Below are 15,207 nucleotides of genomic sequence, written 5' to 3' on the forward strand. Positions count from 1 at the left end.
GACAAGATGGTCACATGAGTCTTCTCGGCGAATTCAGGGGCTGGCGCAGCGGTGCACGGAAGCATCACCGCCTGCGGGATCTCGACGGCACCCTCGTCGTCGTCACCGGCGGCGGCAGCGGGATCGGGCGCGAGACCGCGCTGGCGTTCGCGTCCGAGGGCGCGGTGGTGGTGGTCGCCGATCGCGATCTCGAATCCGCGCAGCAGACCTCCGATCTCATCAACTCCGCCCAGATGAAGGGCGGCGGCGCCGTCGCCATCTTCGGTGGCGGCTCCCACGCGTATCAGGTGGACGTCGCGGTGGAGGACGAGGTGCAGCGCTTCGCGGAGACGGTGCAGGCCGAGCACGGCACCCCCGACGTCGTGATCAACAACGCCGGAATCGGATACTCGGGCACGTTCACGCAGACGCCACAGAAGGACTTCGAACGGGTGATGGACGTGAACTTCTGGGGAGTCGTCTACGGTTCCCGCGCGTTCGCCGAGCAGATGATCGAACGCGGAACCGGCGGGCACATCGTGAACCTGTCGTCCGCCGCGGCGTTCACGCCGCAGAAGCGACTCACGGCGTACGCGACGAGCAAGGCCGCGGTGTTCATGCTGTCGGACTGTCTCCGAGCGGAATTGGTGAATCACGGCATCGGCGTCAGCGCCATCTGCCCGGGACTCGTCCACACCAACATCATCCAGGCCACCGACTTCGCCGGCGCCACCCCGGAGGAGCAGGCGAAGATGCGCGACCGGACCGACAAGCTCTATCGCAAACGCGGTTTCACCCCCGACCGGGTGGCGACCCAGATCGTGAAGGCCGTCAAGTCCAACAAGGCCGTCGTCCCCGTCACGCCCGAGGCCAAGTTCGGGCGCCTGCTGAGCCGCCTCACCCCGGGCAGCATGCGGCTCGGCGCCCGCCTCGACCTCGGCTGATCCGAGACGTCAGGGGGTGGGCGCCTGCACCCGGCCGGCCCCCGACGACTTCCGCACGTGAGTGGGAAAGCGTGCCGGAACACACTTTGCCGCTCACGTACGGGACCAGCGGGCCAGGTACTCGCGCTCGGTGGGAGTGATGCGGCGTAGCCGCTGGGCGTCGACATCCGCAACGGCCATCTGCGTGGTCGCGGTGACGGCGGGCGGGTCGGTGATCGGCGTACGCGCGCCCCGGACCTCGTAGCCGATGGTGAAGTCGACGGCCCGGTGCTTCGCGATCCACATCGTGACCCGGAGCGGACTGTCGGAATGCCGCAACTGTCCCCGGTACCGCACGTGGATGTCGGCGATGAACGCGCTCGTGATGAGCGACGAGTTCTCGCTGCCCTCGCTGAGCAGCCAGTCGATCCGGGCCTCTTCGAGCAACGTCACCATCCGCGCATGGTTGATGTGCTGAAAGGCGTCCATGTCGGACCACCGGACGGTCACGAAGGCGTCGTAGCCGACGACGGCGGCAGGGGAGTCGGTCACGATGGACATCATCCCCTGCCGCCGTCGGTGGAACTCACGCGCTGTCGCGCAACCAGTTCCTCAGCCACGTGGTGGCCGGCGTACCCGAACCGTCGACCGCGTAGCTGGTGTAGTCCTGGTGGGCCTGCGACTTGTAGAACTGCTCCAGCTCGTCGATCCGCTTCTCGTTGTGCTGCTCGTCCAGCTGAGCCATCAGCGCGGGCACACCGCCGACCGCGAGGATGTCGTTCCAGATCGCGAGCGCTTCCTGCTGGTAGCGGCCGAACAGGTTCGGCGTCGGATCCGACGTCTGCGCGAGGAACCCGGCGAGCCGCGTCACGAAGTCTTCCTTCGGCGTGGAGCAGTACAGGTCGCCGTACGCGCAGAAGGTGCGTGTGTTCTGGCTGACCCAGCCGAACCCGCCGATGCGGGGACCACCGGCGCCGCTGCCGGCGACGGCGGGGCCGACGAGGGCGTCGGTCGGCGACCGCCGCGGATCGGAGACGAGTCCGACGGCCGCGATCTTGTCGGCCGGGACTACACCGAGTCCGGTGCCGATCTCGGCGGCGAGATCACCCGCGGCGTCGGCGCCCTGGCTGTAGCCGATGATCGACAGCTTGGTATCGGGGCACTGCTGCGACATCGACGACAGCATGCCCTTGGCATTGGTGACCGCCTGCGCCTTCGAGCGCCCGTACACGTCCGACTCCCACGGGAAGGCCGTGGCGGCGTACGTGACGTAGTCGGTGCGGATCGACGACGGCAGGCCGTTCGTCACCGCGGACAGCAGACCCGGAGTCGGCCTGACATTGGCGTTGGTGGACGTTTCCCACGTCCCCGGAATGGCGACCACGTACAGGCTCGGGCAGGGGTCCGCGGTGGCTACTGCGCTCGTACCCATCACCCCCGACGCCACCGGGATGGCCGCGGCAGCGGCCACTGCGGTCAAGAATGCGATAACCCGTCTCATTGCCATGGCATCAACCTGTTCTCCCCTTCGCCGTCCGGCAGACGGGATGCTGCCAGGACGACGTGACCTAAAGATGCACGATCGGTAAATGAACGTTACCGACCGAACGTGACCCCCGCACGATAATCCGGCACCCCGGTAGGAAAACCTACCGGGGTGCGGATTGAACTGGCGGTTACAGCTACCGCTGCGGGGCGGTGGTGGGCTCGATCGGAGACGGCAGCGCCGTCTTGCCCTCGAGGTACGCATCGACCGCTGCGGCCGCGGAGCGACCCTCGGCGATGGCCCACACGATCAGCGACTGTCCGCGTCCCATGTCGCCGGCCACGAACACGCCGTCGACGTTGGTGGCCCACTTCGCGGAGCGGGCGACGTTGCCGCGCTCGTTGAGGTCGACGCCGAGATCGGTGAGCAGGCCCGGCTTCTCGGGTCCGACGAAGCCCATCGCCAGCAGGACGAGGTCGGCTTCGAGCTCGAAGTCCGAGCCCTCGACCTTCTCGAAGCGACCCGACTTCATCTCGACCTCGTGGGCCTTCAGTGCGGTCACCTTGCCGTCGGCACCGACGAACCGTTCCGTGTTCACGGAGAAGAGGCGTTCGCCGCCTTCCTCGTGAGCGGACGCGACGCGGTACATCAACGGGTACGTCGGCCACGGGGTGTGCTCGGCGCGGGTCTCGGGCGGTCTCGGCATGATCTCGAACTGGTAAACGCTCTCGGCACCCTGACGGTGCGAGGTGCCCAGGCAGTCCGCGCCGGTGTCGCCGCCGCCGATGATGACGACCTTCTTGCCCTCCGCGGTGATGGTCGGCTGCTCCAGATCGCCGAGCTGCACGCGGTTGGCGATCGGCAGGAACTCCATCGCCTGATGGATGCCGTCCAGCTCGCGGCCGGGGATCGGCAGGTCGCGGGCCTCGGTGGCGCCGCCGGCCAGGACCACGGCGTCGAACTGCTCGCGCAGTGCGTCCGCGGTGATGTCGACGCCCACGTTGACACCCGTCTTGAAGACGGTGCCCTCGGAGTTCATCTGGTCCAGACGGCGGTCGATGTGCCGCTTCTCCATCTTGAACTCGGGGATGCCGTACCGCAGGAGCCCGCCGATGCGGTCGGCCCGCTCGAACACGGTGACCATGTGCCCGGCGCGCGTCAGCTGCTGCGCTGCAGCGAGACCCGCGGGACCGGAACCGACGACGGCGACCTTCTTGCCCGTCGAACGCGTCGGGTGCACCGGCTTGACCCAGCCCTCGTCGAAGGCGCGGTCGATGAGCTCGACCTCGACCTGCTTGATGGTGACGGGGTCCTGGTTGATGCCCAGGACGCACGACGCCTCACAGGGTGCGGGGCACAGCCGCCCGGTGAACTCCGGGAAGTTGTTGGTCGCGTGCAGACGCTCGATGCCGTCGTGCCACCGGTCCTTGTACACCAGGTCGTTCCACTCGGGAATCAGGTTCCCCAGCGGACAGCCGTTGTGGCAAAACGGGATACCGCAGTCCATGCACCGGCTGGCCTGAGTCTTCAGGGTGTCCGACGAGAACTCCTCGTAGACCTCGTTCCAGTCGAGCAGACGCAACGGCACCGGCCTGCGAACCGGAAGCTCGCGTGACGTGTGCTTCAGGAAGCCGCTTGGATCACCCACGAGCTGCCTCCATCACTGCCTCGTCCACGTTCTTTCCATCCTTCTTCGCGGCCTCGATGGCCAAGAGCACCTTCTTGTAATCGCGGGGCATGACCTTCGCGAAATGATTGACCTGCTGCGACCAGTCGGAGAGGATGCGCGCGGCAACCTCGGAGCCCGTCTCGTCGCGGTGACGCTCGATGGCGGACTTCAGCCAGGTGAAGTCGTCACCCGTCAGGTCCTCGAGATCCACCAGTTCGGTGTTGAGGTTGTCCTCGAACGCCTTGTCCGGGTTGTAGACGTACGCGACGCCACCGGACATGCCGGCACCGAAGTTGCGTCCCGTCGCACCGAGGATGACGACCTTTCCGCCGGTCATGTACTCGCAACCGTGGTCGCCGACACCTTCGACGACGGCGGTGGCACCGGAGTTGCGGACCGCGAATCGCTCGCCCACCACACCGCGGAGCAGAGCCTCACCGCTCGTGGCACCGAACAGGATCACGTTGCCGCCGATGATGTTGTCCTCGGCGACGAACCCGGGCGCGGTCTCCAGCGGCGGGCGCACCACGAGGCGTCCACCGGACAGGCCCTTGCCGACGAAGTCGTTGGCATCGCCGTGCAGGCGCAGGGTCATGCCCTTGGGGACGAACGCACCGAAGCTGTTACCGGCCGAACCGGTGAACGTGATGTCGATCGTGTTGTCCGGCAGTCCGTCGCCGCCGTACGCCTTCGTCACCTCGTGGCCGAGCATGGTGCCGACCGTGCGGTTGACGTTGGTGATCGGTGACTCGAACGTGACCTTCTCGCCCTTGTCGAGAGCGTTGCGGCTCTGGACGATCAGCTGCTGGTCGAGCGCCTTGTCCAGGCCGTGGTCCTGGGTGCCCGTGCAGTACAGGTCCTGGTCCATGAACGCCGACTCGGTCTCGTGCAGGATCGGCGACAGGTCGAGGTTACCGGCCTTGCTGCCCTTCCAGTGCTCGAGCGCCTTCGTGGTGTCGAGGACGTCCACCTGCCCGACCGCCTCGTCGAGGGTGCGGAAGCCGAGCTCCGCCAGCAGCTCGCGCACCTCTTCGGCGATGAAGAGGAAGAAGTTCTCCACGAACTCCGGCTTGCCGTTGAACCGCTTGCGCAGCACCGGGTTCTGCGTCGCGACACCCACGGGGCAGGTGTCGAGGTGGCAGACCCGCATCATGATGCAACCCGACACCACCAGCGGGGCGGTCGCGAAACCGAACTCCTCGCCACCGAGCAGCGCGGCGACCATGACGTCGCGGCCCGTCTTGAGCTGGCCGTCGACCTGCACGACGATGCGGTCGCGCAGACCGTTGAGCAGCAGCGTCTGCTGGGTCTCGGCGAGGCCGAGCTCCCACGGGGCGCCCGCGTGCTTCATCGACGTCAGCGGGGTGGCGCCGGTGCCACCGTCGTGACCGGAGATCAGCACGACGTCCGCGTGTGCCTTGGACACACCCGCGGCGACGGTGCCGACACCGACCTCGGACACCAGCTTCACGTGGATCCGGGCCTGCGGGTTGGCGTTCTTCAGGTCGTGGATCAGCTGCGCGAGATCCTCGATCGAGTAGATGTCGTGGTGCGGCGGCGGCGAGATCAGTCCGACGCCGGGCGTGGAATGCCGGACCTCGGCCACCCACGGGTACACCTTGTGCGCCGGCAGCTGGCCGCCCTCACCGGGCTTCGCTCCCTGCGCCATCTTGATCTGGATGTCGGTGCAGTTGGTCAGGTAGTGCGAGGTGACACCGAAGCGTCCCGACGCAACCTGCTTGATCGCGGACCGCCGCCAGTCGCCGTTCTCGTCCGGGGTGAAGCGGGCCGGGTTCTCGCCGCCCTCACCGGAGTTGGAACGACCGCCGAGGCGGTTCATTGCGATCGCGAGCGTCTCGTGCGCCTCGGCGGAGATGGAGCCGTAGCTCATCGCACCGGTCGAGAAGCGCTTGACGATCTCGGTGGCGGGCTCGACCTCGTCCAGCGGGACGGGCTCGCGCACACCCTTCTTGAATTCGAAGAGGCCGCGCAACGCTGCGAGGCGCTCGGACTGGTCGTCGACCAGCTTCGTGTACTCCTTGAACACCTCGTACTGCCCGGTGCGCGTGGAGTGCTGGAGCTTGAACACCGTGTCCGGGTTGAACAGGTGGTACTCGCCCTCACGACGCCACTGGTACTCGCCGCCCACCTCGAGCTCGCGGTGCGCGCGCTCCTCGGGACGGTCCAGGTACGCGTTGGAGTGGCGGACCGCGACGTCGGCGGCGATCTGGTCGAGACCGATGCCGCCGAGGCTGGACTGCAAGCCGGTGAAGTACTCGTCGACCAGGTCCTGCGACAGGCCGATGACCTGGAACAGCTGGGCGCCGGTGTAGGACGCGAGGGTGGAGATGCCCATCTTGGACATCACCTTGAGCACACCCTTGCCCGCGGCCTTGATGTAGTTCTGGATGGCCTTGTCGAGGCTGACACCCTGCAGTTCGTTGTTCTGCACCGCCTCGTCGACGGTCTCGAACGCCATGTACGGGTTGACCGCTGCCGCACCGAAGCCGATGAGGAGCGCCATGTGGTGCACCTCGCGGGCGTCGCCGGCCTCGACGATGAGGCCGACCTTGGTGCGGGTCTTCTCACGCACCAGGTGGTGGTGCACGGCCGAGGTCAGCAGCAGCGACGGGATGGGCGCGTACGTCTCGTTCGACTCACGGTCGGACAGGACGACGAGGCGCGCACCGCCGGCGATGGCCTCCGACACCTGGTAGCGGACGTCGTCGAGGGCCTTGCGCAGACCCGCTCCGCCCTCGGCCACCGGGTACAGACCGCGGACGATGACGCTGCGGAAGTTCGGGAATTCACCGTCGTCGTTGACGTGAATGAGCTTCGACAGGTCGTCGTTGTGCAGGATCGGCTGCGGCAGGAAGATCTGCCGGCAGGACTCCGCGGTGGGGTGCAGCAGGTCGTGCTCGGGGCCGATGGTGCCGCCGAGGCTGGTGACGACCTCCTCGCGGATGGCGTCGAGCGGCGGGTTCGTGACCTGCGCGAACAGCTGCGAGAAGTAGTCGAACAGCATCCGCGACCGCGAGGACAGCACGGCGATCGGGGTGTCGGTACCCATGGAACCGAGAGCCTCGGCACCGGAGATCGCCATCGGCTTGACGAGGAGGTTGACCTCTTCGTTGGTGTACCCGAACATCTGCTGACGCAGAACGACGCGCTCGTGCGACATGTAGGTGTACGGGCGGTCCGGCAGGTCGTTCATGTGGGTCAGACCCTGGTCGAGCCACTCCTGGTAGGGGTGCTCGGCGGCCAGTTCCGACTTGATCTCGTCGTCGCTGATGATGCGACCCTCGGCGGTGTCGACGAGGAACATGCGGCCGGGCTGCAGCCGGATCTTCTTCACGACGGTAGCGGGGTCGATCGGCAGGACGCCGACCTCGGAGGCCATGACGACGAGGTCGTCGTCGGTGACCCAGAGACGCGAGGGGCGCAGGCCGTTGCGATCCAGGACGGCGCCGATGACGGTGCCGTCGGTGAAGCACACCGACGCCGGTCCGTCCCACGGCTCCATGAGCGACGAGTGGTACTGGTAGAACGCCCGGCGTGCGGGGTCCATGCTCTCGTGCCGTTCCCACGCTTCCGGGATCATCATCAGCACGGCGTGCGGCAGGCTGCGGCCACCGAGGTGCAGCATCTCCAGCACCTCGTCGAACCGCGCGGTGTCGCTGGCGCCCTTCGTACAGACGGGGAAGATCTTCTCGAGTTGATCGCGACCGCCGAAGATGTCGCTGTCGATGAGCGCCTCACGGGCACGCATCCAGTTCTCGTTGCCGGTGACGGTGTTGATCTCACCGTTGTGGGCCACGCGCCGGAACGGGTGGGCCAGCGGCCACGACGGGAACGTGTTGGTGGAGAAGCGCGAGTGCACGAGGCCGAGGGCCGACTCGAGGCGCTCGTCCTGCAGGTCCAGGTAGAAACCCTTGAGCTGCGGGGTGGTGAGCATGCCCTTGTAGACGAACGTCTGGCTCGACAGGCTCGGGAAGTACACGGTCTCGCGACCGGGGCCGTCCTTGCCTGCGCCTTCACTGCCCAGTTCGTGCTCGGTGCGCTTACGGACGACGTAGGCGCGGCGTTCGAGGTCCAGGCCGGTGAGGGCGTTGTTCTCGCTGCCGATGAAGATCTGCCGGAACGTCGGCATGGCGTCGCGGGCCAGGGCGCCGAGCGACGAGTCGTCGGTCGCGACCTCACGCCAGCCGAGAACCTTCAGGCCCTCGCTCTCGACGATCTTCTCGACGGCTTCGGCGGCGCGCTGCGCGTCGGCCTTGCTCTGCGGCAGGAATGCGATGCCGGTGGCATACGTGCCTTCCGCGGGCAGCGGAAAGTCGACCACGGCGCGGAAGAACTTGTCCGGGACCTGGAGGAGGATGCCGGCGCCGTCACCCGTGTTGGGTTCGGAGCCCGCGGCACCACGGTGCTCGAGGTTCACCAGCGCGGTGATCGCCTTTTCGACGATGTCCCTGCTGCGGCGGCCCTTCATGTCCACGACGAACGCGACACCACAGGAGTCGTGCTCGTTCGACGGGTGATACAGCCCCTGGGGGCCTGGAAGTTGCTTCATACCTAGCCTTCGTATGCCAAAAGATGCACCGACGACCAGCAGCGCTGATGGCCATCAACTTGCAATGCAGGTGCCGTCACGACGTGCTCGGCACCACCGATCGGCTATCGCCCTTTTGCAGCACGCTGGGTGTGGTCCTCGCACCAGGCGACGTGGCTTTTCGGTCGGGTCGGACTTTCGTGGGTCCAACGTGTAACGAAAACGATAATTCAGAACCCCTGACGAAACACAACTTAGGTTGGCCTATTTACCCTCTGAACTGGGCATTGTCGAGGGCGGACCTCGTCCGACTGCACTGAGTACATGTTAAGTGAGCGCGCCGAGGACCGCTGTAATTCCCGCAGTCGGATCGAAATCGAGATCCGGGACGGTGAGCTGGTGAAGGATGAGACCGTCCAGGTAGTCGGTGATCACGACGGCGTCCGAGGCGGGGTTTTTCGAACCCACGAGTTCCAGCATGTCCGCGCCCCATTCCACGAGGGCGCGCCGTGCCGATCCGATCTTCGCGTCGAGCCCCGGCGTGACGGAGGCCTCGACGAAGAGCGCGTATCGCGCGCCCGTGCGGACCCGGTCCGGACCGGTGGAGAATCTCACGAACGCGACCAGCGCGTCGACCAGCGCATGCTTGCTGTCGGGGCGGAGATGCGCGAACTTTTCCCAGTCCTCCCGGTCCCGTTCGACGAGCCGGGTGACGATCCCTTCGAGCAGTGCGCCCCGGCTGCGGAAGTAGTTGGACGTGGACCCCTGCGGCATTCCGGCCAGTTCGTCGACGCCGCGGTGCGTGAGGGCCCGTACCCCCTTCGTGCCGAGAAGCGCGATGGCGGCGTCGAGCACCTGCTCCCGTTTGTCTGCCATGACACCGACACTACATCGGTAGTAAATTCACTACACCCGTAGTAACGTGATGGTCATGACGCACTCCGCAGCAGTCCTCGGCGGCGGCATCGGCGGGCTCGCCGTCGCCCGCTACCTGTCCCGCGCGGGCTGGCACGTCGACGTCTTCGAGCGTGCCGACACCCTGCCCACGTCGGGCACCGCACTCGGCATGTGGCCGCAGGCCCTCGACGCGCTGGACGCGATCGGCGCCGGCGATCGGGTGCGCACGCTGGGATCGCCGCAGCACCGCGGCTCGCTCCTGCGCCCCGACGGATCCCTGATCGGCACCATCGACAACCGCGACCGCACCGCCTACCTGCTGTCGCGGCCCGCCCTGCTGGCCACGCTCGCCGAGACGCTGCCCGACGGCATGATCTCGTTCGGCACCCCCGCTCCCACCCTCGACGCGCTGACGGACCGCGACGTCGTGATCGGCGCGGACGGTCTGCGCAGCCCCACCCGCACGCAACTGTTCGGCGAGAAATTCGAGCCACAGTATGTAGGAGCCACCGCCTGGCGCGGCTGGGTGCCCGGACATCGCGACACAGTCAGCGAAACCTGGGACACAGACGCACTTTTCGGCATCACCCCGCGCGACGGCGAACTCGTCAACTGGTTCGCGTGCATCCGCACCGACGCCGGGCACCCCGGCGGCCTCGACTTCCTCCGGTCCCGGTTCGGGAGCTGGCACGCCGACGTGCGGGCAGTACTGGATGCGGCCACCCCCGACGCGATGCTCCACCACGACCTGTACGAGTCGCCGGCCCTCCCGTCGTACGTGTCGGGCACCACGGCGCTACTCGGCGACGCCGCCCACGCGATGGCGCCGAACCTCGGCCGCGGCGCGTGCGAGGCCCTCGTCGACGCCGTCACGCTCGGCCGATTCCTCACCGCCGACACCGACATTCACACCGCGCTGCGCCGCTACGACCGCACGCGGCGGCCCGCGACCCGGCGGCTGGTGCGTGGATCGCGCGCCATGTCCGCCGTCGCGATGACCGGCCGCCTCCGTCCGCTGCGCGATCTGACGGTGAGGCTGGCCGCGGGCCTGGCCTGACCGGAATCCGGGGGCGCGGGAACGGTTGCCCGTCTGGTACTTTGCCGCGGTAGGGGGAAGAGAAAGAACCGGGGGCGGTCATGGGGGCGGTGAACGACGGCTGCGGCAGTGCGCCGGCAGCACGGACGGATCTCATCGGGGAAACAACACATCCACCGTGTCGGTGGAGGCATTCTGCTGTGCTCGCTTCCCTCTTTCGGTGCCTCTGATCTGCATCTCTCTTGCGTTTGCTTCGTCAGCGCCAGTCCGTTCGATCAACCATGTCCGTTCGACTTCAGGAGTCACGACTTGAGAATCCGCATGCACGCTCTGGCCGCCGCGATCTCGGTGTCCGCCGCCGCTCTGCTCGGGGCCGCGACGGCACACGCCGCTCCGGCCACAGCGCCGTCGACGTCGCAGCCTGGCGTCACCGATCCCTCGACGCCGCCCACCACATCGCAACCCGGCGTGACGGTCCCGTCCACACCGCCCGGCACGTCCCAGCCGGGTGTCACCGACCCGGCGGCCCCGGCCACGACGCCGCCCGCTCCCCCGCAGGCCCCGCTGGCGGTCCCGGGCGCCGAGACGGCCGCCCCCGCAGCACCCGACCTGGCACAGGGCGAGGCTCCGGCGGAACCGGCACCCGCGGCGTAATCCGTGCCCGCCGAGCAGGCCGCCCAGCCCGCGACCGTGTGGATCGACCCCGACGACATGCCGAAGTCGCACCAGGCACCCGTCGCCCCCGCCCTGCCCGTGCCGAAGCCGGTGGTCGAGGTGAACGCGGCCGCCGACACGCTGGTCGGCGCGGTGCCGGTGGCCGTCAACGGCCGCCAGTACGGCAACCCCGAGGGGTACGTCGGGACCATCGGTTGGCGCGTCGGTGACGCCACCGGCACCGCGGGCGTCGCCGTCGACCCGTCCTCGCCGACCGCCGCCACCGTCTCCGCGTTCTCGGCCGACTCCAACGCCGAGCACCCGACGAACTGGTCGGCACCCGTCGACGTCACACAAGTCGCCGCCGTGATCGCGGACGCCGCCGACCGGTCCCCGGCGTTCGGGCAGCTGGTGCAGACGATCGCGTCCCTGCCCGCACCGCAGCTCCCGCAGCTGCAGTCGACCGACAGCGGTCCGGCGACCACCACGATCGGCGGCGTGAACGTGCGCAGCCAGGCGACGCTGCACGTGTGATCCGATTCCCCCGCGCGGAGCCGTCAGGGGTGGGCTCCGCGCGGGGGAATGAGGTGTGGAGGATTCAACTGTGACAGAACCGCCGAACAGGGCAGCCCTCGACCGCTTCTCGCACTGGTACCCGCCCTTCCCGTCGGCCGCGGCACCGACGGTTCCCGTCGCGGAGCCCGAACCCGAACAGCTGCCCCCTCCCCCCGCGCCGACATGGCTGGCGCCGGGCGACGAACCCGATCCCACCCCGCCCGTCCGGGACGGTCGCGGCAAGCGGAAACTCGCGGTCGCCGGAGCCGCCGCAGCGGTGATCGCCGTCGTCGCCGGTGGGGTCGCCGTGTTCACCTCGACTTCCGGTGACGCGCGCGGAAACCCGGTCGCCGCAGGATGGTGCACCGCATCCCGCGACGGTGCGACGGTGGTCGGCAACGGTCCCGGCGGGACCTCCGACGGCGTCGCCGCGATCCTGGCCTTCGATCACGCCTACTACGTCGCACGAAGCGGCGCGAAGGCCCGCGAGGTGGTCGCTCCCGACGCGCCGCTGGGGTCCGCCGAGACCATCCAGGGCGGCATCGACTCGCTGCTGCCCGAAGGCACCGAGCACTGCCTCTCCATCACCGAAACCGAACCCGGCCACTACGCGGTGACGCTGTCGGAACTGCGACCGGACGGGTCGACGAAACGGTACGAGCAGGTCGTGACCACCGCGGACCGCGACGGTCGCACGTACATCACATCCATTGGAGACGCGAAGTGACCGACCCACTGCAGCAAGCACTTCCGGTGTCGACCCTGGTTCTCGGGGCGTGCGGAGGAGCAGGCGCCACCACGACGACGCTCGGGCTCGCCAACACCGAGGCGGCCCGCGGCGGTGCGGTCGTCGCCGTCGACGCGACTCCCGCGGGCGGCGATGTCGCCGAACGCGGCGCCGACGCCGTGCTGTCGGTGAGTGGCCTGGAGCAGCTGGTGGCGTCCGCCGCCGCAGGCCCCGTCGCGGACGACGTGTTCGACGGATACTGCTCCCGCACGAGCGCCGGGACCCGCATCCTGAACCGCATCGGGAATCAGATCGCGGCCGACCGTGAACTCCACACTCTCACAGTGGCACTGCGTGCTCGCAGGGTGAGTGCCGTCCACGATCTCGGCCACCGGTTGCGTGCCGCGTACCTCGCGCCGCTGCTGGCCACCCCGTCGCCCATCGTCCTCGTCGTGCCGTGCCGGGCCGACGCGTTCAACCGCCTCCGGTCCGCACTGCAGTCGATCGGTGACACGCTCGGCGAACCCGGACTCGCCCGCACCGTCGTCACCGTGTCCAATCAAGACTCCACCGGTTGGCAGGTGGATCTCGACCTCCTCCGCGAATACCTGGGCGGACAGGTATGGGGCGTCGAGACCATCCCCTACGACGAACACCTCGGCATGGGAATCGTCATCGAACACGGCAAGCTCGCACCCGAAACCCGGGCGGCGTACCAGCGCGTCGCCGCAGCGGCAACGGCCGTGGCCGAAGGTCGTAAGGAACGAGTCTGAGCGCGGCACGTCCAGTACCCTTCCGGGCCGGGAGGACATTCGACATCAGGGGGCTGTCTTGGGGGAACCCGTTCGGCGCTGCTCCTCATCCCGGGCCGAATTCAACTCGCGAAATCGCACTAAATGCCTTCAACATGCTGATCGACATGCAAAACCAAGCGGTTACCATCGAGGACGAACTCGACGTCGAGCGATCGACAGAGGTCCCTCTCGCTCAGATGCGCGCCAGTCTCACCGCCAAGTGATTCCATTCGGTTCGAGCTGAGCCGCGCGAGACATCCGCACACGAATTTGCCATTTGCGCCCGCAATTGCGTGAGATTCTGGCTAATCGGTGTGCAAACGCAACAACAAGCGACTACAGCGCGACCGCCTCATGCCTCCAGCAATTCCTTCAGCTTCTGGAGGTCGGCGGTGACGGTTGCGGCGTCCTGCGCGAATTCTTCGGCGCTCACGCCGTCGCGTCGCCGGATGGTGAAGACGACTTCGCTGTGGTCGCCGTCGGGGATGACGCGGACGGGGTTGTAGACGGTGTCGCCGCCGGGGAGGGTGACGTCGTGGTCGAGGATGCCGTAGTCGTTGGCAGGCGCGAAGGTCACGGCGACCTGGCCCATCGGGGAGTCGGCGAGCCAGCGGTCGCCGTCGCGGGTGATGGTGCTGCTGAGGCCGGCCGCCCAGGCGGGGAGGTTGGCGGGGTCGCTCGCGTACGCGTACACGTCGGCGGCGGTCCGGGCGATGAACACACTGACATGGGTTGATTCGGTGGTCATGACTCCCAGCATCCCCGCTGCACGACCCGGATGATTGAAGAAATCGGACCCCCGGGTGCGCGATGTCCGAAACCTTCAATGCGGGTCCGCCCGAGATCGTTAGCGTTCTGGACATGACCGCAACATTCAGTGCCATCGAACTGGTCGTCCGCGACCTGCCCACGTCGCTCGCGTTCTACCGGCGGCTCGGACTCGACATTCCCGCCGACGCCGATCAGGCGCCGCACGTCGAATTCGAACTTCCGGGTGGGGTCCGCCTGCTGTGGGACACGATCGAGACCATCCACTCGTTCACCCCCGACTGGACCGAACCTTCCGGCGGGCATCGGATCGCGCTCGCCTTCGACTGCGAGACCGCTGCCGGCGTCGACAATCTCTTCGACGAGATCACGGGCGCCGGGTACAACGGCAAGAAGAAGCCGTGGGACGCACCGTGGGGGCAGCGCTACGCCACCGTCGACGATCCCGACGGCAACTCCGTCGACCTCTTCGCCGCGCTCACGCCGTGACGAGCTGACCGAAGGTGCGGCCCGTCAACTCCTGGGCCTCCCGGATCAGGTGGGCCTGGTCGGCGAACCCGGCCATGCCGGCCGCCTGCGCAGCGGGAATGGCCGACCCCGCCAGCCCGACCGCCGACTGCAACCGGAGGATCCGGGCCAGCATCTTCGGCCCGTAACCGAACTGCCGTCGGCACAGGCGGTGCAGTTGACGCTCGCCGACACCGATTCCGTCCGCGACGTCGCGGACGGAGGCCTGCTGCTGCAGAAGTCGCACGACCACGGAGATTCTGCCGTCCGACGGCGGCCCGAGGAGCCGGCGTGACCGCGCGAACTCCTCGAGTGCCCGGCCGGGGTCGGCGGCGTCGGCGATCCTGCCGAGGAATTCTGCGGTGGCGCGGTCGCTCAGCACGTCGCCGAGCGGCACCCGCTGATTGATCAACTCCTCGGCCGGGGTTCCGAGAAGATCCGGCAGAGTGCCCGGGGAACAACGTAACCCGACGTAGTGGTCGCCCGCTCGGCTGCGAGTGAGATACGGGCGGGAGTCCGGGCCGGCCACGACGACGTCGCCGTTCATCCAGATGAGGTCCATGCAGCCGTCCGGCAGGATCGCCGCCTCACCGCCGGCCGCCGTCTTCTGCCACACGACGGCGCCGGGAAACACCGACCGCCGCTCCGTATACATGACCCCAT

14 protein-coding genes are annotated in these 15,207 nt (G+C 67.9%); 7 read left to right on the top strand and 7 right to left on the bottom strand.

The genetic code is table 11. The annotated features are described in order from the left end of the window. Positions 1-14 precede the first annotated feature (14 nt). Positions 15-923, top strand: a complete 909-nt coding sequence (locus BLV94_RS27280) for an SDR family NAD(P)-dependent oxidoreductase (RefSeq protein ID WP_072942814.1) — start codon at positions 15-17, stop codon at positions 921-923. A gap of 93 nt (positions 924-1,016) precedes the next feature. Here BLV94_RS27280 and BLV94_RS27285 read toward each other — a convergent pair whose 3' ends face one another. The 5 genes from BLV94_RS27285 to BLV94_RS27310 all read right to left on the bottom strand — a co-directional run bounded on the left by BLV94_RS27285 (position 1,017) and on the right by BLV94_RS27310 (position 9,482). Then, a complete protein-coding gene (locus BLV94_RS27285; protein WP_083395677.1) occupies positions 1,017-1,466 on the bottom strand; it encodes an acyl-CoA thioesterase in 450 nt (149 codons plus the stop codon). 22 nt (positions 1,467-1,488) lie between these two features. Next, positions 1,489-2,403 carry a cutinase family protein gene (locus BLV94_RS27290; protein WP_072942812.1) on the bottom strand — a complete coding sequence of 305 codons (915 nt, stop codon included), beginning with the start codon at positions 2,401-2,403 and terminating at the stop codon, positions 1,489-1,491. 181 nt (positions 2,404-2,584) lie between these two features. After that, entirely contained in the window at positions 2,585-4,036 is a 1,452-nt protein-coding gene (locus BLV94_RS27295; RefSeq protein ID WP_072942810.1) for a glutamate synthase subunit beta, read from the bottom strand. Next, positions 4,029-8,627 carry a glutamate synthase large subunit gene (gene gltB / locus BLV94_RS27300; protein WP_072942808.1) on the bottom strand — a complete coding sequence of 1,533 codons (4,599 nt, stop codon included), beginning with the start codon at positions 8,625-8,627 and terminating at the stop codon, positions 4,029-4,031. Before gltB ends, BLV94_RS27295 begins: the two co-directional genes overlap by 8 nt. A 306-nt stretch (positions 8,628-8,933) precedes the next feature. Then, a complete protein-coding gene (locus tag BLV94_RS27310; RefSeq protein WP_072942804.1) occupies positions 8,934-9,482 on the bottom strand; it encodes a TetR/AcrR family transcriptional regulator in 549 nt (182 codons plus the stop codon). A gap of 55 nt (positions 9,483-9,537) precedes the next feature. Here BLV94_RS27310 and BLV94_RS27315 point away from each other — a divergent pair, with 55 nt between their 5' ends. The 5 genes from BLV94_RS27315 (at position 9,538) to BLV94_RS27330 (ending at position 13,248) form a co-directional block, all read left to right on the top strand. Beyond that, positions 9,538-10,560 (top strand): FAD-dependent oxidoreductase, encoded by a 1,023-nt coding sequence (locus BLV94_RS27315; RefSeq protein WP_072942840.1) that lies wholly within the window; start codon positions 9,538-9,540, stop codon positions 10,558-10,560. Between the two features lie 288 nt (positions 10,561-10,848). Beyond that, positions 10,849-11,193 (top strand): hypothetical protein, encoded by a 345-nt coding sequence (locus BLV94_RS52160; RefSeq protein WP_279635358.1) that lies wholly within the window; start codon positions 10,849-10,851, stop codon positions 11,191-11,193. A gap of 3 nt (positions 11,194-11,196) precedes the next feature. After that, a complete protein-coding gene (locus tag BLV94_RS52165) occupies positions 11,197-11,727 on the top strand; it encodes a hypothetical protein (RefSeq protein ID WP_279635359.1) in 531 nt (176 codons plus the stop codon). A gap of 70 nt (positions 11,728-11,797) precedes the next feature. Continuing rightward, positions 11,798-12,475, top strand: a complete 678-nt coding sequence (locus BLV94_RS27325; protein WP_083395679.1) for a DUF8176 domain-containing protein — start codon at positions 11,798-11,800, stop codon at positions 12,473-12,475. Continuing rightward, a complete protein-coding gene (locus tag BLV94_RS27330; protein ID WP_072942801.1) occupies positions 12,472-13,248 on the top strand; it encodes a hypothetical protein in 777 nt (258 codons plus the stop codon). Before BLV94_RS27325 ends, BLV94_RS27330 begins: the two co-directional genes overlap by 4 nt. Positions 13,249-13,621: 373 nt before the next feature. On the opposite strand, the gene BLV94_RS27335 is transcribed toward BLV94_RS27330, so the two are convergent. Beyond that, on the bottom strand, positions 13,622-14,017 hold the full coding sequence (locus BLV94_RS27335; protein ID WP_174705503.1) for an SRPBCC family protein: 396 nt from the start codon (positions 14,015-14,017) through the stop codon (positions 13,622-13,624). A 113-nt stretch (positions 14,018-14,130) separates the two neighbouring features. On the opposite strand from BLV94_RS27335, the gene BLV94_RS27340 reads away from it, so the two are divergent. Beyond that, a complete protein-coding gene (locus BLV94_RS27340; protein WP_083395937.1) occupies positions 14,131-14,526 on the top strand; it encodes a VOC family protein in 396 nt (131 codons plus the stop codon). Here the strand turns inward: BLV94_RS27340 and BLV94_RS27345 are convergent. Then, positions 14,516-15,199: a helix-turn-helix domain-containing protein gene (locus tag BLV94_RS27345; RefSeq protein ID WP_072942796.1), complete on the bottom strand. Its 684-nt coding sequence runs from the start codon at positions 15,197-15,199 to the stop codon at positions 14,516-14,518. The two genes, BLV94_RS27340 and BLV94_RS27345, sit on opposite strands and share 11 nt — an antisense overlap. Between the last annotated feature and the right edge of the window lie 8 nt (positions 15,200-15,207).

This window comes from Rhodococcus koreensis (assembly GCF_900105905.1).
GTDB lineage: Bacteria > Actinomycetota > Actinomycetes > Mycobacteriales > Mycobacteriaceae > Rhodococcus_F > Rhodococcus_F koreensis.

Excerpts from the sequence above, each read along its gene's own strand:
- BLV94_RS27280 (WP_072942814.1), top strand. The coding sequence starts at position 15 with ATGAGTCTTCTCGGCGAATTCAGGGGCTGGCGCAGCGGTGCACGGAAG.
- BLV94_RS27285 (WP_083395677.1), bottom strand. The coding sequence starts at position 1,466 with ATGATGTCCATCGTGACCGACTCCCCTGCCGCCGTCGTCGGCTACGAC.
- BLV94_RS27290 (WP_072942812.1), bottom strand. The coding sequence starts at position 2,403 with ATGAGACGGGTTATCGCATTCTTGACCGCAGTGGCCGCTGCCGCGGCC.
- gltB (WP_072942808.1), bottom strand. The coding sequence starts at position 8,627 with ATGAAGCAACTTCCAGGCCCCCAGGGGCTGTATCACCCGTCGAACGAG.
- BLV94_RS27310 (WP_072942804.1), bottom strand. The coding sequence starts at position 9,482 with ATGGCAGACAAACGGGAGCAGGTGCTCGACGCCGCCATCGCGCTTCTC.
- BLV94_RS27315 (WP_072942840.1), top strand. The coding sequence starts at position 9,538 with ATGACGCACTCCGCAGCAGTCCTCGGCGGCGGCATCGGCGGGCTCGCC.
- BLV94_RS27335 (WP_174705503.1), bottom strand. The coding sequence starts at position 14,017 with ATGACCACCGAATCAACCCATGTCAGTGTGTTCATCGCCCGGACCGCC.
- BLV94_RS27340 (WP_083395937.1), top strand. The coding sequence starts at position 14,131 with ATGACCGCAACATTCAGTGCCATCGAACTGGTCGTCCGCGACCTGCCC.
- BLV94_RS27345 (WP_072942796.1), bottom strand. The coding sequence starts at position 15,199 with ATGTATACGGAGCGGCGGTCGGTGTTTCCCGGCGCCGTCGTGTGGCAG.